The 24515-nt window shown below is 70.1% G+C and carries 26 protein-coding genes; 10 read left to right on the top strand and 16 right to left on the bottom strand.

From position 1 onward, the window contains the following. Positions 1 to 120 precede the first annotated feature (120 nt). A complete protein-coding gene (locus POL67_RS13505) occupies positions 121 to 1068 on the top strand; it encodes a phosphotransferase family protein (protein WP_271917711.1) in 948 nt (315 codons plus the stop codon). Further along, positions 1065 to 3008, top strand: a complete 1944-nt coding sequence (locus POL67_RS13500) for a hypothetical protein (RefSeq protein WP_271917710.1) — start codon at positions 1065 to 1067, stop codon at positions 3006 to 3008. Before POL67_RS13505 ends, POL67_RS13500 begins: the two co-directional genes overlap by 4 nt. Here POL67_RS13500 and POL67_RS13495 read toward each other — a convergent pair whose 3' ends face one another. Genes POL67_RS13495 through POL67_RS13480 form a run of 4 tightly spaced genes read right to left on the bottom strand, consistent with a single transcriptional unit; the run spans position 3009 to position 8442 of the window. Further along, the gene (locus POL67_RS13495; protein WP_271917709.1) at positions 3009 to 4397 is read right to left on the bottom strand and encodes a DUF362 domain-containing protein; all 1389 of its coding nucleotides are present in this window, start codon (positions 4395 to 4397) and stop codon (positions 3009 to 3011) included. It lies immediately after the preceding gene. Further along, on the bottom strand, positions 4394 to 6637 hold the full coding sequence (locus POL67_RS13490; RefSeq protein WP_271917708.1) for a glycosyltransferase: 2244 nt from the start codon (positions 6635 to 6637) through the stop codon (positions 4394 to 4396). Before POL67_RS13490 ends, POL67_RS13495 begins: the two co-directional genes overlap by 4 nt. A gap of 47 nt (positions 6638 to 6684) precedes the next feature. Continuing rightward, entirely contained in the window at positions 6685 to 7734 is a 1050-nt protein-coding gene (locus POL67_RS13485) for an NAD-dependent epimerase/dehydratase family protein (protein ID WP_271917707.1), read from the bottom strand. Between the two features lie 45 nt (positions 7735 to 7779). After that, a complete protein-coding gene (locus tag POL67_RS13480) occupies positions 7780 to 8442 on the bottom strand; it encodes a hypothetical protein (RefSeq protein WP_271917706.1) in 663 nt (220 codons plus the stop codon). Positions 8443 to 8726: 284 nt separating this feature from the next. Between POL67_RS13480 and POL67_RS13475 the strand changes: the two genes are divergently transcribed. Beyond that, complete coding sequence (locus POL67_RS13475) at positions 8727 to 9347, top strand: hypothetical protein (protein ID WP_271917705.1); 621 nt, start codon at positions 8727 to 8729, stop codon at positions 9345 to 9347. 21 nt (positions 9348 to 9368) lie between these two features. On the opposite strand, the gene POL67_RS13470 is transcribed toward POL67_RS13475, so the two are convergent. After that, entirely contained in the window at positions 9369 to 9725 is a 357-nt protein-coding gene (locus tag POL67_RS13470) for a hypothetical protein (RefSeq protein WP_271917704.1), read from the bottom strand. A gap of 28 nt (positions 9726 to 9753) precedes the next feature. On the opposite strand from POL67_RS13470, the gene POL67_RS13465 reads away from it, so the two are divergent. From POL67_RS13465 to POL67_RS13450, 4 genes are read left to right on the top strand one after another with little or no spacing between them, the layout of a single operon-like run. Beyond that, the gene (locus tag POL67_RS13465) at positions 9754 to 10071 is read left to right on the top strand and encodes a hypothetical protein (RefSeq protein ID WP_271917703.1); all 318 of its coding nucleotides are present in this window, start codon (positions 9754 to 9756) and stop codon (positions 10069 to 10071) included. Positions 10072 to 10115: 44 nt separating this feature from the next. Further along, the gene (locus tag POL67_RS13460) at positions 10116 to 10757 is read left to right on the top strand and encodes an O-methyltransferase (RefSeq protein ID WP_271917702.1); all 642 of its coding nucleotides are present in this window, start codon (positions 10116 to 10118) and stop codon (positions 10755 to 10757) included. Between the two features lie 29 nt (positions 10758 to 10786). Continuing rightward, complete coding sequence (locus tag POL67_RS13455; RefSeq protein ID WP_271917701.1) at positions 10787 to 11587, top strand: type III pantothenate kinase; 801 nt, start codon at positions 10787 to 10789, stop codon at positions 11585 to 11587. Beyond that, the gene (locus tag POL67_RS13450; RefSeq protein WP_271917700.1) at positions 11584 to 12567 is read left to right on the top strand and encodes a FecCD family ABC transporter permease; all 984 of its coding nucleotides are present in this window, start codon (positions 11584 to 11586) and stop codon (positions 12565 to 12567) included. Before POL67_RS13455 ends, POL67_RS13450 begins: the two co-directional genes overlap by 4 nt. Here the strand turns inward: POL67_RS13450 and POL67_RS13445 are convergent. The 7 genes from POL67_RS13445 to POL67_RS13415 all read right to left on the bottom strand — a co-directional run bounded on the left by POL67_RS13445 (position 12564) and on the right by POL67_RS13415 (position 19127). Then, on the bottom strand, positions 12564 to 13181 hold the full coding sequence (locus POL67_RS13445) for a glutathione S-transferase family protein (protein ID WP_271917699.1): 618 nt from the start codon (positions 13179 to 13181) through the stop codon (positions 12564 to 12566). The two genes, POL67_RS13450 and POL67_RS13445, sit on opposite strands and share 4 nt — an antisense overlap. 117 nt (positions 13182 to 13298) lie before the next feature. Continuing rightward, on the bottom strand, positions 13299 to 14225 hold the full coding sequence (locus POL67_RS13440; protein WP_271917697.1) for a hypothetical protein: 927 nt from the start codon (positions 14223 to 14225) through the stop codon (positions 13299 to 13301). Beyond that, positions 14225 to 16195, bottom strand: coding sequence for a c-type cytochrome (locus POL67_RS13435; protein ID WP_271917696.1), 1971 nt, complete (start codon positions 16193 to 16195; stop codon positions 14225 to 14227). The genes POL67_RS13440 and POL67_RS13435 overlap by 1 nt, the downstream gene beginning before the upstream one ends. 138 nt (positions 16196 to 16333) lie before the next feature. Continuing rightward, entirely contained in the window at positions 16334 to 16732 is a 399-nt protein-coding gene (locus tag POL67_RS13430) for a (deoxy)nucleoside triphosphate pyrophosphohydrolase (RefSeq protein WP_136930180.1), read from the bottom strand. Positions 16733 to 16794: 62 nt separating this feature from the next. Beyond that, on the bottom strand, positions 16795 to 17829 hold the full coding sequence (locus POL67_RS53585) for an FHA domain-containing protein (protein ID WP_271917694.1): 1035 nt from the start codon (positions 17827 to 17829) through the stop codon (positions 16795 to 16797). 144 nt (positions 17830 to 17973) lie between these two features. Continuing rightward, positions 17974 to 18585, bottom strand: coding sequence for a Holliday junction branch migration protein RuvA (gene ruvA, locus POL67_RS13420; protein WP_271917693.1), 612 nt, complete (start codon positions 18583 to 18585; stop codon positions 17974 to 17976). After that, on the bottom strand, positions 18582 to 19127 hold the full coding sequence (locus POL67_RS13415) for a hypothetical protein (RefSeq protein ID WP_271917692.1): 546 nt from the start codon (positions 19125 to 19127) through the stop codon (positions 18582 to 18584). The genes ruvA and POL67_RS13415 overlap by 4 nt, the downstream gene beginning before the upstream one ends. Before the next feature lie 106 nt (positions 19128 to 19233). On the opposite strand from POL67_RS13415, the gene POL67_RS13410 reads away from it, so the two are divergent. Both POL67_RS13410 and POL67_RS13405 read left to right on the top strand, forming a co-directional pair. Next, positions 19234 to 19713: a hypothetical protein gene (locus POL67_RS13410; protein WP_271917690.1), complete on the top strand. Its 480-nt coding sequence runs from the start codon at positions 19234 to 19236 to the stop codon at positions 19711 to 19713. After that, positions 19710 to 21020, top strand: coding sequence for a LysM peptidoglycan-binding domain-containing protein (locus POL67_RS13405; RefSeq protein WP_271917689.1), 1311 nt, complete (start codon positions 19710 to 19712; stop codon positions 21018 to 21020). Before POL67_RS13410 ends, POL67_RS13405 begins: the two co-directional genes overlap by 4 nt. 1 nt (position 21021) lies before the next feature. Here the strand turns inward: POL67_RS13405 and POL67_RS13400 are convergent, their stop codons facing one another. Beyond that, a complete protein-coding gene (locus POL67_RS13400) occupies positions 21022 to 21432 on the bottom strand; it encodes a hypothetical protein (RefSeq protein WP_271917688.1) in 411 nt (136 codons plus the stop codon). Between the two features lie 69 nt (positions 21433 to 21501). Between POL67_RS13400 and POL67_RS13395 the strand changes: the two genes are divergently transcribed. Beyond that, the gene (locus POL67_RS13395) at positions 21502 to 21930 is read left to right on the top strand and encodes a hypothetical protein (RefSeq protein ID WP_271917687.1); all 429 of its coding nucleotides are present in this window, start codon (positions 21502 to 21504) and stop codon (positions 21928 to 21930) included. Between the two features lie 6 nt (positions 21931 to 21936). Here the strand turns inward: POL67_RS13395 and POL67_RS13390 are convergent, their stop codons facing one another. Genes POL67_RS13390 through POL67_RS13380 form a run of 3 tightly spaced genes read right to left on the bottom strand, consistent with a single transcriptional unit; the run spans position 21937 to position 23953 of the window. Further along, positions 21937 to 22341, bottom strand: a complete 405-nt coding sequence (locus POL67_RS13390; protein ID WP_271917686.1) for a hypothetical protein — start codon at positions 22339 to 22341, stop codon at positions 21937 to 21939. Beyond that, positions 22338 to 22841: a hypothetical protein gene (locus POL67_RS13385; RefSeq protein WP_271917685.1), complete on the bottom strand. Its 504-nt coding sequence runs from the start codon at positions 22839 to 22841 to the stop codon at positions 22338 to 22340. The genes POL67_RS13390 and POL67_RS13385 overlap by 4 nt, the downstream gene beginning before the upstream one ends. Further along, entirely contained in the window at positions 22838 to 23953 is a 1116-nt protein-coding gene (locus POL67_RS13380; protein ID WP_271917683.1) for a radical SAM protein, read from the bottom strand. Before POL67_RS13380 ends, POL67_RS13385 begins: the two co-directional genes overlap by 4 nt. Positions 23954 to 24515 lie beyond the last annotated feature (562 nt).

Genomic DNA, 24515 nt, shown 5'->3' with positions numbered 1-24515 from the left:
TCAGTCTCGGTCCCGCCCGGTCGCCGCGATGGAGCGGGCTCTGCTGTCCGACGAGCGGTGCAATCCCAGGTTTCGCGCGTCGCCGACGTTCGGCTCGGCCCGGCGAGGAGGAGCGAAATCATGGATGCGGAGCAAATCGTGCTCGACAGGCTGTCGGCGCTCGGCATGGACGTGCGACGGGCACGCGTTCATTCGCTCCGATCGTCCCGGAATCGCCCGATTTCCTGCTACGCGCTCGTCTGCGTCGACGGGGACACGGGCGCGCGCACGCGAAAAATCCTCCTCGGCAAAGGGTATCGACGCGAGGACGGCGCCCGGATCTTCGCCTTCATGCAGGCGCTCTGGCAAAGCGGATTCGGCGCCGATCCGTGGCTCACCATCCCCGAGCCCGTGGCGTACGTGCCTGAAATCAGCCTCCTCCTCCAGGGACGCGCGCCGGGCAAGGCCCTCTTCCACGAGATCGACCGCGCGACTCCGTCCCTCGATCACGTGCGCGAGGCGGCGCGCTGGCTCGCGAAAATGCACGCGACCCCCGTGGCCGCGCCGCTCGTCCCTCTCGCGCAAGACGCCCGGGAGGCGCTCCGGCACGCGCACGCCCTGCGCACGGGGTTTCCGCGCTTCGCCCCTCGGATCGACCGCATCGCGGAGCGTGTCGTCTCCTCGTTGCATTCGCTCGGCGCCTCTCCGCGCACCCTTTGCCACGGGGATTTCCAGCCCAAGAACATCCACGTCTCCCGCGGCCGGGTCACGGTCATCGACTTCGACCACGCTCGCCTCTCGCACCCCGCGCGCGACGTCGGCCATTTCATCGGCCAGTGCATGACGATGTCGTACGCCCGCACGGGCTCGTTCGAGGCAATCACGCCCTTTCGGACCACGTTCGTCGACACGTATGCAAGCCTCGGCCATGCGGAGGGCCTCTCGTCGCTCTCGACCTTTGTGCCCCGCGCGTTCCTGGAGATCCTGCATTACCGCCTCCTCGTGCGCCCCGTCCCGGACCCGTCGTTCGTGCCTGCATGGCTCGACGAATGCGAGCGGATGCAGGATCAAAGCGGGGATGCACCGTGAAGCGCGCGGCGCTTTCCATCGTGCAACATGGGCATCAGTACCTGATCACGGACGGGTACGAGAGCCGGGAGGGCCTCTCCGAGGTGCTGGAGAGCTTCGCGACGGTCCTCGCATTGCACCTGAAATACCGGGTCCCGCTGAACCTCCACCTGAGCGGGATCCTGATCGAGGCCATTGCCTGGCACGCGCCGGAGTTTTTCCAGTGGATCGAGGCGCTCCGGCGCGAGGGCCTGCTCGAGCTTCTCGGGAGCACGTACGCGCAGAACGTCATGCCGCTGTTCTCCGACGAGCACAACCTCCGCCAGCTCCACGAGGCGCTCGAAGGCTACCGGCGCCACCTCGGCGCGGACCTCAGGACCATCAAGGGATTCTGGGTCCCCGAGCGCGTCTGGAGCACGGAGAAGCTCGCGCCGCTGCTGCGAAACACGGCGCTCCCGAATGGCGGCTACGCGTACGTCCTGCTCGACGATCGGCTCGCCTTCCCCCTCGGCGACGGCACGTCGAGCGAGCGGGGGAGGTTCGACGCGGTGATGCCTCCGGCGCGCGGGAACGCCCCGGCCCCTCCCGACGATCGATATCGGCTCCACCCCTACGAAATCGAGGGCAGCGGGGGGCTCTCGTGCCTGCCCATCAGCGCGGAGCTTCGTTATGCCATCCCACCGCGGCGCGACGGGCAATGGGACGCCCTTCGCGCCATGACGCGCCGGGTCTCCGCCCTCGGAGCAGGGGCCCTCGTGGTCTACGGGGACGACCTGGAAAAGGCGGCCGCGGTGGGGCCGTGGACGAAGGGCCCCCATCGGCGCGACGGCGTCGAGCCTTATGAAGCGCTGCTCGCGTGGATCCGCGCGGATCCGTCGGTCGAGCCCGTCCTGCTCTCGTCTTTCCTCGCCGAGCCCCCCCCGCGGGAGCGACGCGCCGTCGAGCCGGGCACGTTTTACGAGCTCTCCCGCTCGATGGGCGCGGGCGAAGATTACGCCGCGTGGTGGTGCGGGCGCGCCTATCAGCCCTATCGCGAGCTCTTGACCGAGGCCGAGGCATTGCTGCGGCAACAGAAGGACCACGGCCCCCGCGGCGGCCTATGGGACCTCGCGTGGAAACAGCTCATGGCGTCGAGCTACGAGACGGCCTGGCACGACATGCGGCCGGATGGAACCTGCGAGCCTTCGCCCTGGGCCAGAACCCTCGCCGCGCATGTCCGGAGCGTCTTCGTGATCGCCGCCGCCGCGGAATGGCAAACACGACGCGACGGCCATGCGCACGCCGAACGGCGTGACATCGATCACGACGGGGAGGAGGAGATCATCCTCGCGAACGACTGGCTTTATGCCGTGATCACACCCGAGCACGGCGGCCGTCTGATCCACCTCTTCGACCTCTCCTCCAAGGGCGGGCGCGTGGTCGTCGGAAACAGCGCCGACGACTGGAACTGGCAGGAGACGCAGAATCGATACATGGATGTGCCGCCGAACCACCCCGGGGCCTTCGCCGACGTCGGCCACGAGCACGACCACCACTGGATCGGGCGAATGGGCGCGGACGAGCACGGCGCTTTCGCGGAGCTCGTCCGTTCGGAGGCGCGAGGGCCGTTCGGAGGCGCGAGCAAGCGGTTTTTCCTGGCACGAGACGCGCGCCGCCTCGGGGTCTCGTACGAGCTCCCGCGGGAGCCCGAGCGGTTCGGCATCGAATTCGCGCTCTCGCCCGATTACCTCGCCCTCCTGCGCGCGGGGCGCTCGCTACGACCGGTGCAGTCGCGGACGGCGCGCGGATGGCGCGTAGGATCCACGGTCGTCTGGGCCCACATTCCCGACGGCGAGCCGGTCCTGTGGGACGTGCCTGCGCGCCCCTCGTGTGGACACGGCATGCGGCTACGGGTCACGGCGTACCGGCCGACGTTTCGCCTCGCGCTCGGCGTGGGCGCGCTGCCGCGCGAGCGGCCTTGATCAGCCGAGGCTCGGCCAGCTCCGCGGCGCCCGGAATTTCCGTTCGAATCGCGGCCCATCCCGCCGAACGATCCGCCCGGCCAGATGGGCCCGCGACACCATCCCGAGCGCCTCCCGGATCATCGCCATCCGCGCCGGATCGAACCCCATTTCCTCCGCGGCCGTTGCGTCCACGATCCCCGGATCGAACCCGCCCACGAGCGTCCCTGCGCAGATCGGCGTCGCTCCGAGCGGCCCTTCGCCCTCGCCCGCCACGATCCCGTCCACGAGCGCCAGGTACCGCCGCACGGGTTCGTCCCGCCAGATGCCGTCGCGATCGACGAAGAAGAGGATCCGGTTCAGATCCAGAATGGTCCGCCAGAGCGTATCGTTGCCCTCCCAGCTCCCGTCGATCACCTTCGACGGCGCCCCGACCCGAGCGAGGCGCATGACCAGCGAATGGTCACCGGGCAGCGGAAACCGCGAGAGTTTGTCCTCGATCCGCTCCGCCAAGCTCCGCGGACGATCGAACTCGTCGCCTCCGACGGACGGGTCCCCGGCCGTGAAATGCGGCAGCCAGTATTTTTCGTTCGTGAACCCGATGACGCTCTTCAAGGCCAACGTGACGCCGGTCTTCTTGTGCGTCTTCATCTTCGGCAGGTTGATCACCACGTCCGCGTCGAGCACCGTGCACGGCAGGCTGTATTCGTGTTTCCCGCCCGTGTGGTGCGGGACCGGCGTCTCGTAATGGCTGCGGTGGAACCGGAGCCGCTCGCCTGGCGGAGCCTCGCTCCGCGCGAACGCGCTCCGATCGCCGAGATCCACCACCCGATACCCGCGTGGATCCCCCGGGAGCCTCGTGCGGACGAGCATGCCGAGGTTGTACGAAAGGCCCCCGCGCCGTACGTCATCGAGCGCGAAGTACGGCGCCACCCGGAAATAACGCAGGTCCACGAAATCGACGTCCGCGCCGCCCCGGCGCAGGTGATCGATCACCGCGAAGATCCCGAGCGGCCCCGCCACCTTCTCGATCTCGCAGCCCTCCACGGGTGAATCCACGACCCGTACGCTGCCCCGCGGCCCCGCGGCCCGGAGCGCATGATCGAGGATAGGCCGCAAGAGCGCGCCATGCGTGCTCGAAGCCCATAATTTTTCCCCCGTGATCTTCTCGTGCAGGTTCTTCGACGAGACCAGATTGGGCTTGACGATCACCCGATCGCCCGGCCGGATCAAATCGCCGAGCGGGCTCCATTCCGGCGTCCCGGCCCGCGCCGCGTCGAGCCCGAGTTCCCGGAAGAGCGCCTCCACCATGGCGTAGACCGGGTTCGGCGGATCGAACGGCGGCACGCCGCCCGCGGCGTATGTCGTCCCCGGACGAGAGACGATCGCGACCGAGGACGCCTGCGTCATACGCGATTTGCCCCGCGATCCACGCTCGGTAGCACCGAGGCGGAGCTCCGCTGGAAATCGATGCCGAGCTTCGACAGCGCCGCGACGCGCTTGCCCGTGCGCACCATCGCCACCTCGTCCACGAACTCGACCGTGATCCGCAGGTCCTCGCCGAGCACCTCGCGGAACTTCGCGAGCACCTCGTCGAGCACGTCGTCCGAGTAACGCCCGCCCTTCACGACCCGGAACGTGATCGCCCCGAGCGCCTCCTGCACCACCTGGAACTGCTTGATCGCGTGATCGTACTCCTTCAGGTAATGCGCGAAGAACGTCCCCGGCACGAAGCGCCCGTCCGTGCCCTGGATGATCGATTGCACGCGCCCCTCGATCGCCCCGATCCGCGGCGCGCCCCGGCCGCACGTGCACGGCGCGAGCGCGTCCATCGCTTCGGCGAGGTCCCCGATGCGATACCGGATGAACGGCATGCACATGTTCGTGAGGTCCGTGATCACGACCTCGCCGATCTCCCCGGGCTTCGCCGGCTCGCCGCCCTTCAGGATCTCCACGATGTATCCCTCGGCGACCACGTGGTGCCCCGCGTGCGCCTCGCATTCGTAGGCGATGCCCGAGAACTCGCGGCTGCCATACTTGTCGAACACCGCGCACCCGAACGCCTGCTCGATCACGCGACGGCTCGGCAAGGGGAGCGTCTGCGCGCTCGACATCACGGCCCGCGGCCGCACCGAGAGGTTGCCGTGCGCCTGTACATACCGCGCCAAGAAATCGAGCGCCTCGGCATATCCGTCGAGCAGGACGGGCTCCGCCTCCGCGATCGTGCGGACCATCGCGGCCAGGTTCTTCTCGCTCATCTCGAAGACCGGCACGAACGTCCGCTTCGAGAGAATCGCGTCGGCGCGCTCCTTCCGGACCTGGCTCTTCGACATGCCGATCGTCTGGTGCCAGAGCCGCACGCAAGGATCGCCGAATCGATACCCCGTCCACTCCTGGGCCCTTAGCGTCGCCGCCCAGCGCAATTCAAGCTGCACGCGGTCGGCGTAACAGATGAACGGCTCGCCGGTCGATCCGCTCGTCGCGATCCGCTGGACCTGCGATTTGTCGTGGTTCTCCGACATGATGTCGAAGTAGAGGTGCTTGCGGATGTCGGCCTTCGTGAGCAGCGGCAATTTGTGCAAATCCGCCTGCCCCCGCACGTCCTCGGGCCGGAGCCCGCGCTCCTGCATGCGGGCGCGGTAATACGGCACGTTGCGGTACGCGTGCCGGACGAGGCGCCGGAGCTTCTCGTCCTGAAGCTCCCGCGTCTCCGTGATCCCGAGCCATTGCGTCTTGCAGAGCGTCTCGTAGTAATGCTCGACGTCCCGCGTGATCATCCAGTGCGTGCTGTCGAACGCCGCGAGGTACGCCCGCCAGCGCACCTCCTGCACGGGCGTCCGCGGCGGCGTCCGATCCGCCACCGGATGGCGCCGCAAGAACTGGTGCGCGGCGTCCGGCGGCGGGCGGCTCACGCGGTACTCCCACGCCGCCTTCCCGATATCGATGAACGAGAGCACGCTCGCGCGCACGGCCGTCTTTTCGAGGAAGCTCGTCCCCTGCCGCCGCTGCTCGAAGATCGTCTCGATCTCCTTGTACGAATACCCCTTCGCGTGCGCGGCGACCATGATGAACGATTGCCAGTAAAAATACGTGCCGCGGTACGTGAGCAGGTCGAGCATCACCTCGCGGGCGCAGATGACGAACCCGCTCTTGTTGTCCGCGAGGTCCATCCCGAACACGCCGTTCAAGAGGTGATTGAGCCCGCGGCTCAAATGGTATCGCTGGTCCTTGCGCCGCCCGACCGCGCTGCGGAAGCCCTGCACCACGTCGACGCTGTGGTCGTAGAGCGCGCGCCGCAGCCGCAGGAGATCCTCCGGCTGGTACTGCAAATCCGCGTCGATCGTCGCGACGAGCTTGCCCCGCGACGCGCCCACGCCCGTCCGCCAGGCCGCCGCGATGCCCCGGTTCTCCGGATGAAAGCAGCCCACGATCCGCCCCTCGGACGCGGCCGAAAGCTCGCGGATCACCGCCGCCGTGCCGTCCCTCGATCCGTCGTCGACGAGCACGAGCTCCCCGACGAGCCCGCCGACCTCCAGGACCCGCAGCACGCGCGCCGCGAGCTCACGCAGGTTGAGCTCCTCGTTGAGGCAAGGGACGATCACGCTGAGCTCGATCGGCGATTCGGGAGCGGAGAGCGCTTGTTCGGTCATCGGAGAGCGGATCCTCGGCGTTCGGAACACGAAACGCGCCGCGCAGTCTACTCGACGGCGCTGCCCGGGGAAGCCGCGCGGGGGCCTCCCGCGTACGCGGGCGCCTTGCCCGCGATCTCTGCGGCAAACCGCGAGATCCCTTCGAGCGCGCGCATGCGCGGCGTCCACCCGAGCTCCCGCACCGCCTTCGACGCGTCGTACACGACGTCGCGCGAGAGGAGCTTCACCACGAAGGGCGTGAGCGGCGGCGTCTCCTTCCGCCCCGCCAGCGAGAAGGCCGCCGCGAGCGACTTCGCCGCCGCCATCGCCGCCGGATACGGGAGCGAGAGCCGCGGCAGAGGCAGCTCGGCCGCGCGCGCGATCGTCTCGAACACCTCGCGCACGCTCGGCGGCCGCGCGTCGACCTCGTCCATCACGTTGAACGCCTCGCCCCCGAGATCCCGCCGCTCGGCCGCGCGCAGCACCACGTCGACCACGTGATCCACCCACACGACGTTCAGCGGCGCGCGCCCGCCGTCGACGAGCAGCATCATCCGCTTGCGCAACGTCGTGATCGCCCGTGGCAGGAAGTTCCGATCGTAAGGCCCGTAGATCACGGGCGGACGCACCGCGATCACCGAAAGCCCGAGCGCGCGCCCCCGCTCGTGCGCGAGCCGCTCGGCGTACGTCTTCGTGTCCTCGTAGGGCAAACCGCTCGTCCGCGTCGGCCACGCCTCGGTCACGTGCCCGCGATCGGGCCGCCCGTACACCGCGACCGACGACACGTGCACGACGTGCGGCACGCTCGCCTCCGCCGCGGCCTCGATCACGGCGCGTGTCCCGCCCACGTTTACACGCTCCATCTCGGCCGCGTCCGTCGCCTCGCCGACCATGGCCGCCGCGTGCACCACGACGTCCGCGCCGCCCAGCACGTCCGCGAGCGCGCGCCGATCCGCGACGTCTCCGCCCACGACACGCACGCCGATCCGCGACAACGTGCGCGCGTCGAGCCGCTCAGGATCCCGCACGATCCCCGCCACCTCGTGGCCGGCTTCCCGCGCGATCTCACAGAGCCTCCGGCCCACGCCGCTCGTGATCCCCGTCGCCGCGATCTTCATGGCGCCGAGGTTGGCACGCGGATCTCCGGCGTTCCAGCCGAGCGACTAGTGCCGCGACGGACGTGTGGCCGGAGCGGGCGCGCTCGACGGCCGGTCCGTGCGCGGGGGCTCGCCCACTTCGGAATGCCTGCGCGGCGGATCACCGACCTCCGAGGGCCTGCGCGGCGGATCACCGACCTCCGAAGGCCTGCGCGGAGGCTCCTGCGAAGCCCGGAGGTAAGAGCCCGTAGGCAACGACGAGATGCGATCGCTCCGGTGTGACTCGAGCGCCTGGGGCCTCCGCGGCGCGAGACTCACGGGCGGCGCTTCGCCGCGCACGCTCTGGCCGCGCAGGTACTCGAGCGCCTCGGCTTCTTCGTGAAACACCTCGGCGCCCGCGCCGTCCTCGCGCAGGTGGCGCTTGACCTGCAACGCGCCGACCGCGGTCTTCACGATGATCGCCGCGCCACGAAACCCTCGAAAGAGCCGGGGCCGGAAGCGCCGCATCGTATCCTCGAACTGCGGATCGTTGCGCCGCGGCCCCTCGCGAAGATCCACGAGCAGCTTCCTTCGATCACGCCCGATCTCGTCGAACGTGGCGATCACGGCCTCGAGATCCTGCTCCATCATCCAGGTGTCGGGATAATCGCGCGGCGTCCTGCGCATGATGAGGATGTGCCCCGAGCCATCCGTTTCCACCACGTGATACGGCGTCTCGAGCTCGATCATCGCCCCCCAGCATAAACCGCCTGTTTTCGGGCGGCGAGGATTCCTTCCGTGCTAGGGTCGACCGCGCAAAAATGGCGCCCGTCTACCCTCCCCGAGGATCCATGCGACCCCTCCCAAACGTGCTCGGTGTGGCCCTCGTGGCCGCCGCGACCCTGGCCTCGATCGTCAGCGCCACGCGCGACGCGCGGGCCTGAGGCGTCGCGCCGGCCGTCGGTCCGACGGGCATCCCCTCCTGCAGCGACGATCTCGACGCGCCCCTGCCCCCCGGCAAGCCGGGCGCGCCCGTGGTGAAGCCTCGCCCGCGGCTCTACCGCGCCTCTGCGACGGTGGGTTACGCCTGGACGAACCTCGTCTTCGCGGGCAAGTACGACGTCGCCATCGACCGGCGCGCGGCCGTCGCCACGTTCGAACGCAGGCTCGGCTCCGCGTGGACGTTGCAGCTCGGCGCGGGCGGCATTCTCTGGGGCAGCCTGCGCGAGGGCGCGCGGCGGTACGACTTCGGCCCCGGCTGGTCCGCCTCCATCGCCACGTCCTATCGCCTGCTCGACGGCCGTGATCGCTGGCCCTTCCTGATCTTCGGCGCCTCGCTCGCCGTCGCGGGCGCGAAGACCCGCGAGGCGCGCCCCGACGCGCCCGTGGTCCCGTATTACGCCGGCGATCTCCGCCTCAGCGCAGTCGCCGGCAAGACGTTCTACGACGTGCTCAGCCCCTACGTCCTCGCGCGCGTGTTCGGCGGCCCGATCTTCTGGCAGGTCGACGGTGAGGATCGGCAGGGGACCGATCGGTACAAGTTCCAGCTCGGCCTCGGCCTCGTGGCCTCGCTCCCGATCGGCCTCGACGTGTTCGCGGAGATCGTCCCACTCGGCGAGAGGAGCGTGACGAGCGGCGCGGGTTTTTCCTTCTAGAACCCGTTCCGCGAGGCCCGCTCAGATGCACGTGCACGTGAAGGGATCACAATCCTTGCTCTGGAGGCCGCACGTGAATATGCACGCGAACAGATCACAGCCGCCGCCGCTGCTGCTACTGCTGCTGCTGCTCGTGCACGTGCCGCCCATGCAGGTCTGACCGGCCGCGCAATCCGCGTCCGCGCAACACTGCGACTGGCAGACGCACGTGACCCCGTTCTTCACGTACCCCGCGTTGCAGCTCACGTCGCAGAGGCCCGTCGTATTGCAGACCGCGGCGCCATTCTGCGCCGTGGGGCAGGGCGTGCACGTGGTCGACGTAAAGCATCCCGTCGCGGGTGTATTGCCCGCGCAAACACCGGCGCAGGCGTGCTCCATCGCCCCGCACATCTGCCCGCCCGAGCTCGTGCTGCTGCTGCTGCTCGACGCGCTGCTGCTCGACGCGCTGCTGCTCGACGCGCTGCTGCTCGACGCGCTGCTGCTGCTGCTCGACGCGCCACCCATACCGCCCAGGCCGCCTGCGCTGCCTTCGCCGCCTTCGCCGCCTCCGCCCACCCCTGGCCTGGTCGCGGTCGCGCAACCGCTGCCGAGCCACGCACCGAAGCCAAGCGTCACCAAAACCAAGCCAAGCCGCTTCGTGCTCACGACGTACCTCCGTTTCGTTCGCGATGTTCACCCGTTTTTCCCACAAGTGGAAGCTTCACCGACCACGACGTCGTGGTAGACGAAACCCCCGCGCACCGAGGCGCGGGCAGCCGTGGAGGACCCATGACGCCCATCATTTCGCCCGAGCTGGACGATTACATCGCAGCCCATACGCGCCCTCGTCCGGCGCTCTTCGACGAGCTTCGCGAGGTCACGTACGCCTCGACGACGTCGCCGCAAATGCAGGTGGGCCGCGTCGAGGGCACGTTCCTGAAGACGCTCTGCGCGCTCGTCGCGGCGCGTCGCGTGCTCGAAATCGGCACGTTCACCGGCTTCTCGGCGCTCTGCATGGCCGAGGCGTTGCCCGAGGACGGCGAGCTCCTCACGCTCGACCGTGACCCCGACGCGACGCGTATCGCCCGCTCGTTCTTCGATCGCAGCCCGCACGGAAAGAAGATCCGCATCCTGCTCGGCGACGCCCTCGAGACCCTGCGCGCCCTGCCCGCGGGCGGCCCGTTCGACCTCGTCTTCATCGACGCCGACAAGGAGCGCTACGTCGATTACTACGAGGCCGTCCTTCCGCTCCTCCGCACGGGAGGTCTCATCGTCGGAGACAACACGCTGTGGAGCGGCAACGTCCTCTCGCCGAAGGACCCCTCCGACCACGGCATCTGCCGCTTCAACGACGTGGTCAACGCCGATCCGCGCGTCGAGAACGTCCTGCTCTCGATCCGCGACGGCATGATGCTCGCGCGGAAGCTCTGACCCGACCCGGAAGTGGTAAAGGTTCTCCCATGCTGCTCGTCGTCGACGTGGGCAACACGAACATCTCGTTTGGCGTGTTCGAGGGGACGAAGCTCCTCCACCACGTGCGCTCCGAGAGCGCGCGCAGCCGCACGGCGGACGAGTTCGCGGTTCTCGTCCGGCAGATGCTCGCGCTCCGCGGCGTCGATCCCGACCTCATCGATCACGCCATCATCGCGAGTGTCGTCCCGACCTTGACCGACACCATGGTCGAGCTCGTGCGCCGCGCCTTCCGCCGCGAGCCGCTCGTCGTCGGCCCGGGCATCAAGACGGGCATGGCGATCCTCTACGAGAACCCGCGCGAGGTCGGCGCCGATCGCATCGTCAACGCGGTCGCCGCCTACGAGTGGGCGAAGGGCCCCGTCATCGTCGTCGACTTCGGCACGGCCACGACCTTCGACTGCGTCACGCCCAAGGGCGAGTACCTCGGCGGCGTGATCACGCCCGGCGTGCACATCAGCGCCGAGGCGCTCTTCTCCCGCGCCGCGCGCCTCTCCCGCGTGGAGATCACCCTGCCGCCCAAGGTCGTCGGGCGAAACCCGGTGCACAGCATGCAGTCCGGCATCGTGTATGGCTACGCGGGCCTCGTGGACGGCCTCTGCAAACGCCTCGTCGCCGAGCTCGGCTACACGTGCCGCATCGTCGCCACGGGTGGCCTCGCGCGGCTCATCGCACCGCTCACCGAGTCCATCGAGGAGGTCGACGACGACCTCACGCTCACGGGCCTGCGCCTGCTCTACGAGCGCAACGCGCAGGAGCCGCGCGCGTCTGCGAGGGCCGAAGGCGCTTGATCCGCCGTCCCATCCTGCCCGCCGCCGCGCTCCTCGTCCTCGTCACCGCCCTCGCGCTCGCCTTCGGCACCGAGCCGATCTCCCTCTCGAACGCCTTCCACGAGCCCGGCCTCGCGCGCACGATCCTGCTCGACGTGCGCCTGCCGCGCGTCGCGCTCGCCGCCATGGCCGGCGCGGGCCTCGGCGTCGTCGGCGCCGCGTTCCAGGCGCTCCTGCGCAACCCCCTCGCCGAGCCGTACGTGCTCGGCGTCTCGGGCGGCGCTGCGCTCGGCGCGACGACCGCCATCGCGCTCGGCCTCGGCGCGACCACGCTGCTCGGCGCCGCGCTGATCCCGGCCGCGTCGCTCCTCGGCGGCCTCCTCGCCACGTCGCTCGTCTACGCCGTCGCGCGCGGTATGCGCGGCGGCGCCTCGGGCACGGCGATCCTGCTCGCCGGCGTGATGGTCAACTCCATGGCCGCCGCGCTCATCACGTTCCTGAAGGCCCTCGTCTCGCCCTCCCGCGCGCAGCAGCTCCTGCGCTGGCTCGTCGGCTTCGTGGACCTGCCGCACGCCTCGTCGCTCCTCGCGGCCTTCGTGTACGTGGGCGTCGGATGCGCGGTGCTCCTCGTCGACGCGGGCCGCCTCAACGTCCTCGTCCTCGGCGACGAGACGGCCGGCACGCTCGGCGTCGACGTGCGCGCCCTCGAACGACGCACCTTCCTCGCCTCCTCGTGTGTCGTCGGCGCGATCGTCAGCTTGACCGGCCTCATCGGCTTCGTCGGGCTCGTCGTCCCGCACGCCGTCCGCCGGCTCATCGGGCCCGATCAGCGCCGCGTACTGCCCGTCTCGCTCCTCTCGGGCGCGGCGATGCTCGTCGGCTGCGACCTCGTCGCGCGCCTCGCGTTCCGCTCGCTCGGCACCGAGCCGCCGGTCGGCGCCGTGACGGCGCTGATCGGCGGCCCGGCCTTCCTCGTGCTCCTGCGTCGATCGGGCGGTTAACCCTGCATCACGCGCGCGAACGCGGGCCGCGAGATACACCGCGCGACCCACGCGTTCACGTTCGGGAACGGGCTCACGTCGATGCCGAAGCGCCCCAGGAAGGGGATCGCCGGCGCGATGGAGATCTCGACGAACGAGAACGTGTTCCCCACGAGGTACTCCTTGCCCTCGAGCGCGTCGTTCAGGATCGCGAGCAACGCCACGAGATCCTTCTTCGCGGCCTCCGCGGCCTTCGGGCTGCGCTCGTCCTCGGGGAAACGATCGAGCGTGTGGCGGAGGTAGCGCTGCAGCGCCTCACCGAACGTCACTGCGCCCCACGCCATCCACTTGAAGGCGTCGGCGCGATCGGGGTTCGGCGGCGGGAAGAGACCCTTGTCCGCGCCGAAGCGCTCGCCGAGATAGAGCAGGATCGCGAGCCCTTCGAAGATCGGCCGGCCCTCGGCGACGAGGAGCGGCACCTTGCCGTTCGGGTTGAGCGCGAGGTACTCGGGCTTCTTCTGGTCACCGGCCGCGAGGTCGAGCTTGACCTTGTCGTACGGAATGCCGAGCTCCTCGAGCGCCCAGTGCACCCGCGACGCACTCGTCATCGGCGTGTAATAGAACTTGAGATCCATCGCGATCGACCTTCCTCCCTGGGCGGCGCGCGGCGCCGCCGCGACCGAGCGTGTCTGACACGGCCGCGCGCAGCAAGGGGGGTTCGGGAAGGTCTTCGGGGAGGCGTATGCCGAGCGCTATTCGTCGTCGATGATGGGCTCGGCGATGGGCGCGTCCATGTTGACGGGGTGATTGCTCCCCACGACACCCTCTTCGTCTTCGACCCAGCCCACGGATACGCTGAGGAGCGGCTCGCGTTCGCGCTTCGTGCGGCTCGTGCTCGCGCTGATCTGCACCGCGCGCATGACCTCATCGGGAGCGAGCCCCTCCCTCTGTTGCATGACGGCGGGATGGAACGACGGCGCGTGGCTTCGCGCCGAGGGCGCGCGGGTCGTCCGGATGTGCACCGCCGCCACGATCATGGCGCCGTTCTTCGCGGTCGTATCGAGCCCCATGCGGAGATGCCCGCACTGCGCGAAGCCGATCTGGCCCCGTGGATCCACGTACCCGATCCGCTGCTGCCGCGACGGGATCACGACCTGGAGCTCGCTGCCCTTGCGAAACCCGTACACCTCGTAGCTCGCGGGCCCTCTCGCGAGCACGGTGAGCGGCACGCGTGTCGTCGTCGCCGGCCGCACGCTCGACGTTCGTCCGTCGAACCACGCGTCGATGATCTCGAGCTCCGCCTCGCCCGGCTTGCCCTCGACGAGACGCTCGACGCGCAACGGGAGCACGCCGCCCACGCGGATGCTCGTCGCCGCGGAGCCCGAGGGCGGCACCCCCGGCGGGATCGCGCCCACCGACAAGCAGCGGCCGCCGTCTGCGTGCACGGCCGTGAACGTCGGCGCCCCCTTGAACATGTCCCCGTCGACGCGCACGCCCTCGACGCGCTCGCCGGCGGGAATCGCGTCCGGCGCGTCCTTCGGGTGCAGCATCTCCGGCACGCGCGCCTCGGGCACCGACGAGAAGCTCGGCGCGCCCGCCGCGTGGGCCGGCGCGCCCGCGACGAACGCGAGCGACGCGGCCGCGATCGCCGCACACGCGCTCGTTCCAAGGCGGCGCATCACAGGCTCCTCATGTAGGCCTCGAGCGCGTCGAGGTCTTCCTGCGAGAGGTGCTTCGTGCTCCCCATCTTGCCGTCGGCATCGACCAGGAGCGAACGCAGCGTCGCGTAGCGGCCGTCGTGGAAGTACGGCGCCGTGCCGCCGACGAAGCGCAGCGAGGGCGTGTCGAACGTGGCCGCGACGTCGGCGTCGGCGCGACTCGACACGTCGTGCGGCGTGTGATCGGTCCACGCGCCCTCCTCGCGGTGGCACGTACCGCAGCCCGTCTGCGCCGAGTGAAAGACCGCCTTGCCGCGCTGGACGAGCGCGTCGTTGGAAGGTTCGAGCGTCTCTGCCTGCGGAGGCCGGAGCGTCGTGGCGAACGCGATGAGCGCGTCGATCTCGCGCCGCGCGAGCCCCGCGCCGCCGAGCCGACCGAACGTCTCCGAGAGGTGCGCCTCGACGCTGTCGCCGCGGCCCGTCCACCCATACGGAGCTGTCTTCGCGAGCCGCCCTGCGAGCATCGGCGTCTGTCGCGGCCCCTCCGGCGTCGCCCACGTCAGCGCGTCGTCGCGCCCATCGGGATGGCAGCTCGCGCAGGCGCGGCCGTCATTCGAGATGCGCGTATCGCCGCTCGCGTGGAAGAGCTTCCGGCCGAGCTCGAGATCCGCCGTCGCCGCCGTCTGCGCCTTGCGCGAGAGTCCCACGCGCATGAGCGCAGGCGCCTCCGCCTCGGTCGCGTCCTTCGCGCCGAGCGGCGCGATCTGGAGCGTGCGATCGAACTGCGACCACACGACGAGCCGCCGGCCCTCCGGATCCACCGCGAGCCCTGTCGGCCCCGCGGCGACCGGGAAGCGACGCCGCTCGGCCCGCTGCGGATCGGCCGCCGCCGCGTCGTACTCGATGACCGTGTCGCTGCCGAGGCACGAGACGAAGAGCGATCGCGACCCGGGATCGATCGCCGCGGCGCGCGGCAGCAAGCACGACGCACGCGGCCGGGCCACGCCGGCCAACTGGCGCACGTCCGGCTTCACGTTCACCGACTCGCCGAGCGGCTGCTCGGTGTCCTCGTCGACGACCGCGACCGACGCGACCTCGGGCGGGTTCGAGCCGCCGCTTCCGTACCCCTCCGAGCGCTCCTCGGCGCGCCCCGGATCCACGAGCACCTGCGGCGCGAAGATCCGCCCCCCGAGATCGGTCGATTTCGCGAGCGCGAAGCCCTGGCACGCGCGCCGCTCGATCTCCTCGCCGCCGCCGAAGAGGCTGATCTTCGAGCGCCGGAACCCGCCCTCCTCGATCCCGCCCACGTCCACCGCGCGCACGCGCCTCGCCGCGAGATCGACCACGCTCATTCGCGAGCCCACGACGTGCGCGACGAACGCCTTCTTCCCGTCGTCCGAGACCACCACCGAGCGCGGCTCGCGCGGCAGCGGCACCTCGTACGTTCGTCCCATGTTCGTCGCGTCGTACGCCGTGAGCGCCGCGCCCCAGCCGCTCGTCACGAGCAGCGTTCCATCGTCGGGCGTCGTCGCGAGCGCGACCGGCTCGACCGGCGTGGGCACCGTGCACCGCGACGCGAGCGGCTGCGCCGGATCCGCCTCCGGCTCGAGCACCTCGATCGCCGCCTTGTCCCGGAGCGCCACCACCACGCGACCATCGGCGGCCACGAGGATCTGCGACGGCGTCCCGCCGAGCGGCGTCGTCCCGAGCTCCTTGCCCGTCGCGACGTCGACCGTGTGAAGGTTCCCGTCGTCCTCGTCCGCGACGTACGCGATCGTCTTGTCACCGGCCTTCGCCAGCGCGACCACGCTGCCTTGCCGCGCGCCGGCGAGCGGCTTCGCGCCCACGCCCGGGCGCACGCGCCCGCAGCTCCTCTCCCCGACGCCCGGCGCCTTCGCCTCCGCGCCGCCTCGTCCTGTGTTCCCACACCCCGCCGCGAGACCTGCCGTCGCCGCAGCAACCAGACCGATGACCGCAACGCTCTTTCGCATGGCGCCTCAACCTCCACGGGAGGCGCTCGCATTCCAAAAACAGGACAGCGGCGCCCACGGAGGAAACCATGGACGAGCGTAGCCGCCTTTTGTTTTACGCGTTGCGAAAAAAAGGGGCGCTCGGCTCTCCCGCGCCGGTCAGCCCATGCCGAGCAGCTTGTTCATGCTGGCTTCATCCGCCGGCGTGAACGGGTGCTGATCGAACTCCGCGCTCGTGACCCACTTGAACGCGTTCACCGCGAGCGGCGCGGGCTCGCCCGAGGTGATCCGACACTCGTAGAGGTAGAGGTCCACGACGTACCGCTCGTACGGGTGGCTCACGAAGGAGATGAGCTGCCCCGGCTCGACCTCGACCCCGAGCCGATGGAAGACCTCACGCTTCAGCGCCGTCGCGTCCGTCTCCGCGTCCTCCACGCGCCCGCCCGGGAATTCCCATAACAGCGGGAGCAGGGCCGTCGGACGGCGCTGCGTGATGAGGTATCGCCCCTCGGACTCGATGACGGCAGCAACGACGCGGATCGTGCGCGGCGGTTCCATGGCGGACCATTCTCCCCCGTCGGGACGCGCGGCGCCAGAAGCCGCTCGCCCGGAAAACCGTCTCAGGTCTGAATGTTGATCCGGAAGAGCTGCTGGCCCATGAGCAGGACGTCCCCGTCGACGAGATCCACCTCCGACGAGATCCGGCTGAACGTGCCGTTGGAGCTGCCGAGATCCGTGACGAAGAGCTGGCCACGCTCGTAGCTGATGCGGCAGTGCAGCCCCGAGACGTAACCGTCCTCGGGGAAAAGCACGTCTCCACGCTCGCGACCGAGGTGCAGGCCCGTCTCCGGGATCGGGAACGAGTTGCCCGTCGCGTCCCGTCCGATGATCAGCGCGATGCGACCCACGTAGCCCTTCGACGGGCTGCCGAGCCGCTCGACGCCGTCCGCCGTCGCCGGCATCGCCGAGAGCGCCTCGAAGCGGACGATCTCCTGACCGATGCGGAACACGTCGCCGATCACCACGGCGATCGGCTCGTCGCGGTACAGCTTGCGGTAGACGCCGTTCAGCGAGCTCTCGTCGCGCACGCTGAGCTTGCCGTTCTTCGACGTGAACGTCGCATGCCGCGGCGAGAGGTAGTTGTCGCCCGCGAAGATCGCTCCGACATCACGGCCGATCGTGAACGTCGCCGACGGGAGCGTGTACGAGCCCGCCTCCGAGCCGTCCGCGCGGAGCGCCGTCAAGACGACCGTCATCGCGCTCGGCGTCGAGGCCACGGGCGGCGCCGCGGGCGAGGCCATCGCCGGCACGCTGCCGGGCTTCGGCAGCTTCGCGCCGCACGACGCGCAGAACCGGTTCGCCTGCGCATTCGTGTGCCCGCAGTCCTTGCACACCACCGGCACCGTGGACGGCCCGGCCTGCGCAGCGATCGGCGGATGCACGGCCGCGGGCGCCGGCGGGAATTGCGCCACGGCGCCCTTCGCCCCCATGTCGTCGGTCACGGCGCCCGGGCGAACGGCGGGGATGCCCTGCGGCGGCGTGCCACCCGACGCAAACTTCTTCGGAGACGCATCCCTCGGCAGCTCGGAGCCGCAGCCGAGGCAGAACTTGTAGTGGTCCTGGTTCTCCTTGTTGCACTTGGGACAGGTAATCACGCCGCCTCCTCGGGGACTGCCGACACCAGCCCACCCGGTCCGCGCGGAGCATATTCGGGCCGATTTTTTTTGTCGAGGCTTCTGACGCCGCACCCGAAGCGCCGCTCGCGCGACGCGCCGAACACGTTCGTCCTTGAGAACGATTTACTTGGAGGAGAGGAGCGCGAGCGCCTCGCGCACGAGGTCCCCGAGCGGCTCGGTCTGCACGCGCGCTCCGAGCGCCGTGACCGCACGCTCGGCCTCGGCGGGCCGGAAGCCCATCCGCGTGAGCGCGCCGTGCAAAAGCTCCGCTTTGCCCTCGGGCGCGACGGGCTTCGGCGCCTCGGCGCCCTTCGCGACGACGGGCGCCGCCGCGAGCTTGCCCTTGAGCTCCAGGATGAGCCGCTCCGCGGTCTTCTTGCCGACCCCGGGCACGGCCACGAGCCGCGACGCCTCGCCACGCGCGATGGCCGCCGAAAGCTCGCCCGCCGGGAGCGCGCCGAGGATCGACATCGCGATCTTCGGCCCGATGCTGGAGACGCCGATCAGCGAGCGGAACGCCGCGCGATCGTCCCGCGTTGGGAAGCCGTAGAGCGCGAAGGTGTCTTCCCGGACGTGCGTGTGCACATAGAGGGTGACCACGTCGTCACCCTCCCGCGACGCACGACCGAGCGCGCCGAGCGGCACCGTGACCTCGTAGCCGACCCCCCCGACGTCGATGACCACGACGCCTTCGGCCGAGTCCTCGACGATGCGGCCCGTGAGCCTGCCGATCAATCCTTCTTCGCTCCCTGCGCGATCCAGCGACGAACCGTGTCACGCGACGCCTGCGGGAGGAGGTCGCCCGTGAGCGGCATCGAGCCGCCGCACGCCGCATCGCAGACGACGGCGGCGCACGTGAGCGTCCCGTCCATCTTGTGCATGAGGAAGCTCGTCTCGGGGCTGTTCGGCTCGACGATCTTCATCCCCGTCGCCTTCGTGGCGGCGACGCCGACGTTCTGCGCGAAGATCGCGTCGATCTCCGCCGGGGTCGGGTCCGTCGGGCCGTTCGCCGGGCCGAGGTAGGGTTGGCCGGGCTGACCGGAGACGGCGCCATGGCACGCCGCGCCGCCGAGACCGCAGGAGTTGCGGAAGATCGGGAGCACGTCCTTGGTGAACGCGACCGCGGGGGCCGCCTTGTCGAACGACCCGTAGTCGTAACAAGAGGAGTCCCCATTGGTTCCCTCGTCGGAACAACCCGCCACGCCGAACGCGAGCGCGGCGAGGGAAGCAAGACCAACCATCGTCAAGGATATGAATTTGTTCGAGCGCTTCGACATGGCCCCGACCCTACCAGAATTCCGGGCCATGACAGCACGTGACAGCAGGGGATAGGCCGCTGCTCGCTTGGCCCACGCCCACCTCGGGCACTACCATCGGGGCGGCATGCGGTCCCTCTGCGCCCTCGCCTTCGTCCTCCTCGCATCCGGCTGCGCCGGCGGGGGGCAAGACGCGCTCCGCAAGGAGATCGAGGTGCTGCGCCAGGAGGTGGGCCGCGTCCGTGCAAACAACAACATCCTCGCGGCCCGCGTCGAGACGCTCGAGCTGACGAACGCGAAGCGCGCTGCGCGTCCGCCGGCGGCGGCCGTGAGCGCCCCGAAGAGCGCCGAGGACGATCGCCCCTCGCTCGACGTCGTGCACCTCGCGCCGACCGCAGAAGGCGGGACGGCGGCGTCGCTCGCGCCGATCGCTTCCGCTCCAACCGATGACGACCCGGGCGGCGCGAACGAGCCCGACGACACGCCTCGCCCGGTCCTCCGCTCCACGGCCCGGGGCGAGGTGATCACCCAACCTGCGGCTCCCGCGCCTGCGAGCCTCGCGAAGGCCAAGCGCCCCCTCCCGAGCACCCCGAGAACGGCACCATGAAGGACACACGCGCCCTCGCTGCCCCCGCCATCGTCCTCCTCTCCCTCGCGGCCGCGGGCCACGCGGGCGCGCAGGACGGTTCCGATGCCGCCCCCGCGCCAGGCGGCGCGCAGGTCACGATCGTGCAGGCGCCCCAGGCGCCGCAAACGCAGGTCGTCGTCCCGGGCTACCCGCAACCGGGCTACAACCCCGACGCGCATTTGCCTTCGAGCTCGCGCTCCACGCTCGACACCTCGCGCGCGTCCGACGGCTTCGACCTCGTCCCCGACGCGTCGGCGAGCGAGACCGTCCGAGGCACGGCGAACGGCGGCTTCGTGCTCGAAGGGCAACACGTGCCGGAGCTCCACAGCGTACGCACGGGCGACACGCTCTGGGACATCTCGACCCGCTACTACAAAAACCCCTACGGCTGGCCGCGCCTCTGGGCGCAGAACCCGCAGATCCAGAACCCGCACTGGATCTACCCCGGCGATCAGGTGCGCCTGCGCGACGCCGGCGACCGCGATCTGCCCGGCATGCGCCGTCTCCTCTCGGGCACGCGCAAAGTCGCGCCGCAGACGATCTTCCTGCGCGACACCGGCTGGCTCGACAACAAGAAGGACGACGTGTGGGGCGAGATCGACGGAAGCCCCGCGGACAAGATGCTGCTCAGCGCGGGCGACGACGTGTACGTGAAGCTCGACGAGGGCCACGAGGTCGCCGTCGGCCAGCTCCTCACGATCTTCCGCCCGCTCGTGACGAGCGGCGACGCCGCGCAAAAGGGCCAGCTCGTCTCGATCCGCGGCACACTGCGCGTCGACCGGATCAACACGCAGACGCGCATGGTCCGCGGCCGCATCGTCGAGTCGCTCGACACGGTGGAGCGAGGCGCAAAGATCGGCCCCATCGATCGAAGCTTCGTCGTCGTGCCGCCGGTGGCGAGCGCCGACGACATCGAGGCGCGAATCGTGGCAGCGCTCTACCCGCACGCGTTTTACGGGCAGAACCAGGTGGTCTTCCTCGACAAAGGCGAGAAGGAGGGCGTCAAGCAAGGCATGCGCTTCTTCGCGCTCCGGCGCGGCGATCGCTGGCGCCACACGCTGCGCGGCGCAGGCAAGTTCGCGACCGTGCGCCCCGTGATCGAGGACGATCGCGCCGCGCAAACCGAGAACTTCGCGCCCCCCGGCGACGAAAGCCTCTTCCCGGACGAGACCTACGCCGAGCTGCGCGTGGTCAAGGTCCGCGAGCACACGGCAACCGCGCTCGTGACGGCGTCGTCCCACGAGATCGAGCGCGGCGCGTTCGTGACGGCGCGCAAGGGGTACTAGCTCAGGGAGCGCCCGGTCCACCCAGCCAAACCGGGACGAACCGCGGCGAGACGAGCGAAAGGATGCACGCGGCGGCTGCGAGCACGGCGCCGCCGTGGAGGAGCGCGAGGCCTGCCCGCGTCAGGCCCTTTGGCTGCGTTTGTCCGACGGAGCTCGCGGCCGCCAATGCGTTGGCGAGGGGAATCGCGAACGCGAGCCAGAGGAGCGGCGACGTACTCTCGCCTGGGGACTTCGGCGTGACGAGCGCGGCGACGAGCAAGTACGCTGAAAACAGGTAAATCGTCGGACTCTTGATGCGCTGCGCCGCGAGGTGCGCGCGGCCCTGGCGGGCGCCAAGGACGCCTCGGACCACGGCGACGACGACCGCGGCGAGGAGCCAGAGGACGCTGAGGAGCCAGGCGAGGGGGTGCATCGCTTCCGCGCGGAAGATTCCGCCATACCACGAACCACCCGTACGTCCGTCGTGGTAAACAGAGAAACCATGAAGCGCGCTGCCCTCCCGCTCGGTATCGCCCTCCTTGCTGTTTACGCGTTCCTGCCGCTCGGCTGTGGCGGCTCACAGCCTCCGGAGCCGCAAGGCCCCGACATCGGCGTCGTCGATGCGACCGTCGTGGTCGAGACGTGTCCGGATTCGAAGACCATGAACGCGAAGGCTGCGCACGCTGCGATTCAGAAGCTCGTCGAGAAGTGCAGCACGGTCCCGAACGGCACCGCGCACTTCTCGACCACGCTCATGCCGGGCGGTCGGATCATGCTCGCGTCCCCTTCCGGCAATCCGGCGGACGGCGTCGTGCCCACGTGCGTGCTCTCGAACCAGCTCACGCACCGCGTGTACCTGAGGCAGCCGTGCAAGTTCGACGTCAAGCTCGAAGAGCGCAAGGTCCAGCAGCAGGCTTCTGCCGAGCCCTGATCTGCTTTACCGCGGGCAGTACCACGACGGCAGCGGCCATGGGTTCGGCGTCTGCGTCATGAGCGCCCAGCCGAAGTAGACGAAGTCCACGAGCAGCACGAGCCCACCCGCGCGCGCCACTGCCGTCACTGCGCTCGGCCGCGACAGCCAGCGCGCCCGCGCGGCGATCACGTACACGAGCAACCCTGCGGCGATCGCGAGCACGAGCCCGAGCGCCGTTCGCCCGTACCAGTCCATCCCGAGCCCTGCGGGCCGCGACGCGAAGACGAACCTTCGTTCGAGCGGCAGGTACCAGGGCACGGGCGACTTGCGCGCTGCGCTCACGAGGAACGCGAGCCCGTACGCGAGCCGTGCCGCGAGGAACGCGAGGAAGAGCCGCGCCGAGGGCGAAGGTGGTTTCGTCTCGCTCATCCGAGCCCCCGCACCGACGTCACGAGGATGCCGAGCGTCACGTTCAGCCACACCACGCCACACACGAGAAAGCTCATCACCGCGTAGATACGCACGAGCCAGCGCTCCTCCGACGGCCGCAACGTGAACGCGAGCGCGCCGAGCCCGAGCGCCACGACGAGCGTGAGCGACGCGTACACCTCTTTGACATCGAACAGCCCGGCGTAGAGCGGCGCGTACCGATCGAGGTAGATGCCCCGCACGTGGTAGCGGTACGTCGGGTAGAGCATCGCGCCCACGGCGAAGGTGAAGACGTACGCGACGGCGACGACCTTCGCCCACGTCTTCTCGGTCGAGACGCGGATGAACCGATCGCGCAGGTAGTGGCGCATCGTGAGGGCGTGGTGGGTCGCGGCGCCGACGAGGACGATGCTGCCGGCGGCGTGCAGCACCATCAGGAGGCGCCGCGCGCCGTAGAGGAACACGGCCTCGGCTTCGGGCGGCGCGCAAGGGTCGATCATGACGAAGCCTCGGTTCGTCGCACGCGGGGGCACTCGGGATCGGGGCGGAAGTCGTTCGTGGCGTGCCGCGAGACGACCTGGCAGCCGCCGCGACAGACGGAGAACAACGTGCAGGAGGCGCAGGGCTCCGGCGGATTCGCGTGGTACGCGCGGAAGCGATCGATCTCTTCGCGCGACGAAGGCGAGAAGCTGCACGGCGCGTCGCGCCCGGAGACGTCGAGCCCGCCGAGGTGCCTGCCGGCCTCGCACCCGAAGACGCCGAGAGAAGCGAGCATCGCGGCGGCGTGCGGCTCGGCCGCGAGCGCCTCCGACAGGAGCGGCACGAGCGCACAATCGATCCGGACCGAGAGACGCCGCCGGTGCACGATCGCCGTGATCGTGGGCCAGAGCGCCTCGCGTTGCGCCTCCCCGAGCCGCGCCTCGAAGTAGCCGATCCCTGCTGCGCGCCCCTGCGGCTTGTACCGCAAGAGCTGAAGCTCCCCGGCGCCGAGATCGGCGACACGCTCGGCCGTGGCTTCGAGCTGCGCGAACGATCGCCGCGTGAGCACGACGTTCACGCCGACGGGGATCCCTGCACGCGCGAGCATCTCGATCGCCCGCTCGGCGCCCCGCGCGCCGTCGAACCCGCGCACCGCCGCGTACGCGCCGCCCACGCCGTCGTGGCTCACGTTGATTTGCGCGAACGCTCCGAGCTCCTTCGCGCGCTCCTCCCGCAACCCGAACCCGCTCGTCGTCATCACGGGCACGAGCCCGAGCGAACGCGCGAAGGCCGCGAGCTCGCCGAGGTCCTCACGAAGCAGCGGCTCCCCGCCGCCGAACGCGACGGTCGAAGCGCCGCGCTCGCGCACGGCGACGAGCCTCGCGCGAAGCTCGTCGAGGGAAGGCTCCGCGCCATCGGAACGCGCGTCGAGGTAACAGCCTTCGCACGGCGCGTGGCAACGCGCGTTCACCGCGAGGTGGACTTCGAGCGGGCGTGGCGGCGCGGAGGGGTCGATGGGTTGCCCCGAGGGAACCCCGAGCCGCTTGGCGAGCGCGTGATCGACGGCGACGAGGGTTCGATCATCAAAACGAACCCACGCGCCGAAGGGCTCGGGGCGGGACCAGGGGGGCATGTGGGGGAGCGATCTAGTGCGGACGGGCGCGGGCGTCACGGGAGCAGGCGGGCGGGGGTGGAGGCATCGAGGGAGCACGCGCTCCGAAGCCGGGAGCGACCTCTTTGCCGCGACTTGCACCGGGCTGGAGATGGGCGAGCGGAAGCCGAGCATGCGGACGAAAGACAGGGGGAAGACTCTCCACGCCGCGACCTCATCCCCCCCGACCGACGAGCCCGCCTCGACGCGCTTCGGCTTCGTCCCCTGGGAGCCACGACGCCACGTCGAAATCCATCGACCTCGTGTCTCCCGAGGCTCGACGCCGTCTCTCGGGACCGACGACCCCACCGCGGATCCCTACGACCTCGTGTCTCCCGAGGCTCGACACCGCCTCCCGCCCCTCGACGACGTCGTGTCTCCGAGACACGACATCGTCTCCCGATCCCGCGGCTTCGTAGCTCCGGAGGCTCGACATCGTCCCTCGGCCCCACGGCCGCGCGTCGGAATCCAGCGACCTCGTATCTCCGGAGACTCGGCACCGTCCCTCGAAAGGGACGAGCCCGCGTCGAACTCCAGCGACCTC

This window comes from Polyangium mundeleinium (genome assembly GCF_028369105.1).
Lineage (GTDB): Bacteria > Myxococcota_A > Polyangia > Polyangiales > Polyangiaceae > Polyangium > Polyangium mundeleinium.
This window is presented reverse-complemented; position numbering and strand designations above follow the sequence as displayed.

Bases quoted from the DNA above. Each gene is read 5' to 3' on its own strand.
- POL67_RS13505 (WP_271917711.1), top strand. From the start codon at position 121: ATGGATGCGGAGCAAATCGTGCTCGACAGGCTGTCGGCGCTCGGCATG.
- POL67_RS13495 (WP_271917709.1), bottom strand. From the start codon at position 4,397: ATGACGCAGGCGTCCTCGGTCGCGATCGTCTCTCGTCCGGGGACGACA.
- POL67_RS13490 (WP_271917708.1), bottom strand. From the start codon at position 6,637: ATGACCGAACAAGCGCTCTCCGCTCCCGAATCGCCGATCGAGCTCAGC.
- POL67_RS13485 (WP_271917707.1), bottom strand. From the start codon at position 7,734: ATGAAGATCGCGGCGACGGGGATCACGAGCGGCGTGGGCCGGAGGCTC.
- POL67_RS13480 (WP_271917706.1), bottom strand. From the start codon at position 8,442: ATGATCGAGCTCGAGACGCCGTATCACGTGGTGGAAACGGATGGCTCG.
- POL67_RS13470 (WP_271917704.1), bottom strand. From the start codon at position 9,725: ATGGAGCACGCCTGCGCCGGTGTTTGCGCGGGCAATACACCCGCGACG.
- POL67_RS13460 (WP_271917702.1), top strand. From the start codon at position 10,116: ATGACGCCCATCATTTCGCCCGAGCTGGACGATTACATCGCAGCCCAT.
- POL67_RS13455 (WP_271917701.1), top strand. From the start codon at position 10,787: ATGCTGCTCGTCGTCGACGTGGGCAACACGAACATCTCGTTTGGCGTG.
- POL67_RS13445 (WP_271917699.1), bottom strand. From the start codon at position 13,181: ATGGATCTCAAGTTCTATTACACGCCGATGACGAGTGCGTCGCGGGTG.
- POL67_RS13440 (WP_271917697.1), bottom strand. From the start codon at position 14,225: ATGCGCCGCCTTGGAACGAGCGCGTGTGCGGCGATCGCGGCCGCGTCG.
- POL67_RS13435 (WP_271917696.1), bottom strand. From the start codon at position 16,195: ATGCGAAAGAGCGTTGCGGTCATCGGTCTGGTTGCTGCGGCGACGGCA.
- POL67_RS13430 (WP_136930180.1), bottom strand. From the start codon at position 16,732: ATGGAACCGCCGCGCACGATCCGCGTCGTTGCTGCCGTCATCGAGTCC.
- POL67_RS13415 (WP_271917692.1), bottom strand. From the start codon at position 19,127: ATGTCGAAGCGCTCGAACAAATTCATATCCTTGACGATGGTTGGTCTT.
- POL67_RS13410 (WP_271917690.1), top strand. From the start codon at position 19,234: ATGCGGTCCCTCTGCGCCCTCGCCTTCGTCCTCCTCGCATCCGGCTGC.
- POL67_RS13405 (WP_271917689.1), top strand. From the start codon at position 19,710: ATGAAGGACACACGCGCCCTCGCTGCCCCCGCCATCGTCCTCCTCTCC.
- POL67_RS13400 (WP_271917688.1), bottom strand. From the start codon at position 21,432: ATGCACCCCCTCGCCTGGCTCCTCAGCGTCCTCTGGCTCCTCGCCGCG.
- POL67_RS13395 (WP_271917687.1), top strand. From the start codon at position 21,502: ATGAAGCGCGCTGCCCTCCCGCTCGGTATCGCCCTCCTTGCTGTTTAC.
- POL67_RS13390 (WP_271917686.1), bottom strand. From the start codon at position 22,341: ATGAGCGAGACGAAACCACCTTCGCCCTCGGCGCGGCTCTTCCTCGCG.
- POL67_RS13385 (WP_271917685.1), bottom strand. From the start codon at position 22,841: ATGATCGACCCTTGCGCGCCGCCCGAAGCCGAGGCCGTGTTCCTCTAC.
- POL67_RS13380 (WP_271917683.1), bottom strand. From the start codon at position 23,953: ATGCCCCCCTGGTCCCGCCCCGAGCCCTTCGGCGCGTGGGTTCGTTTT.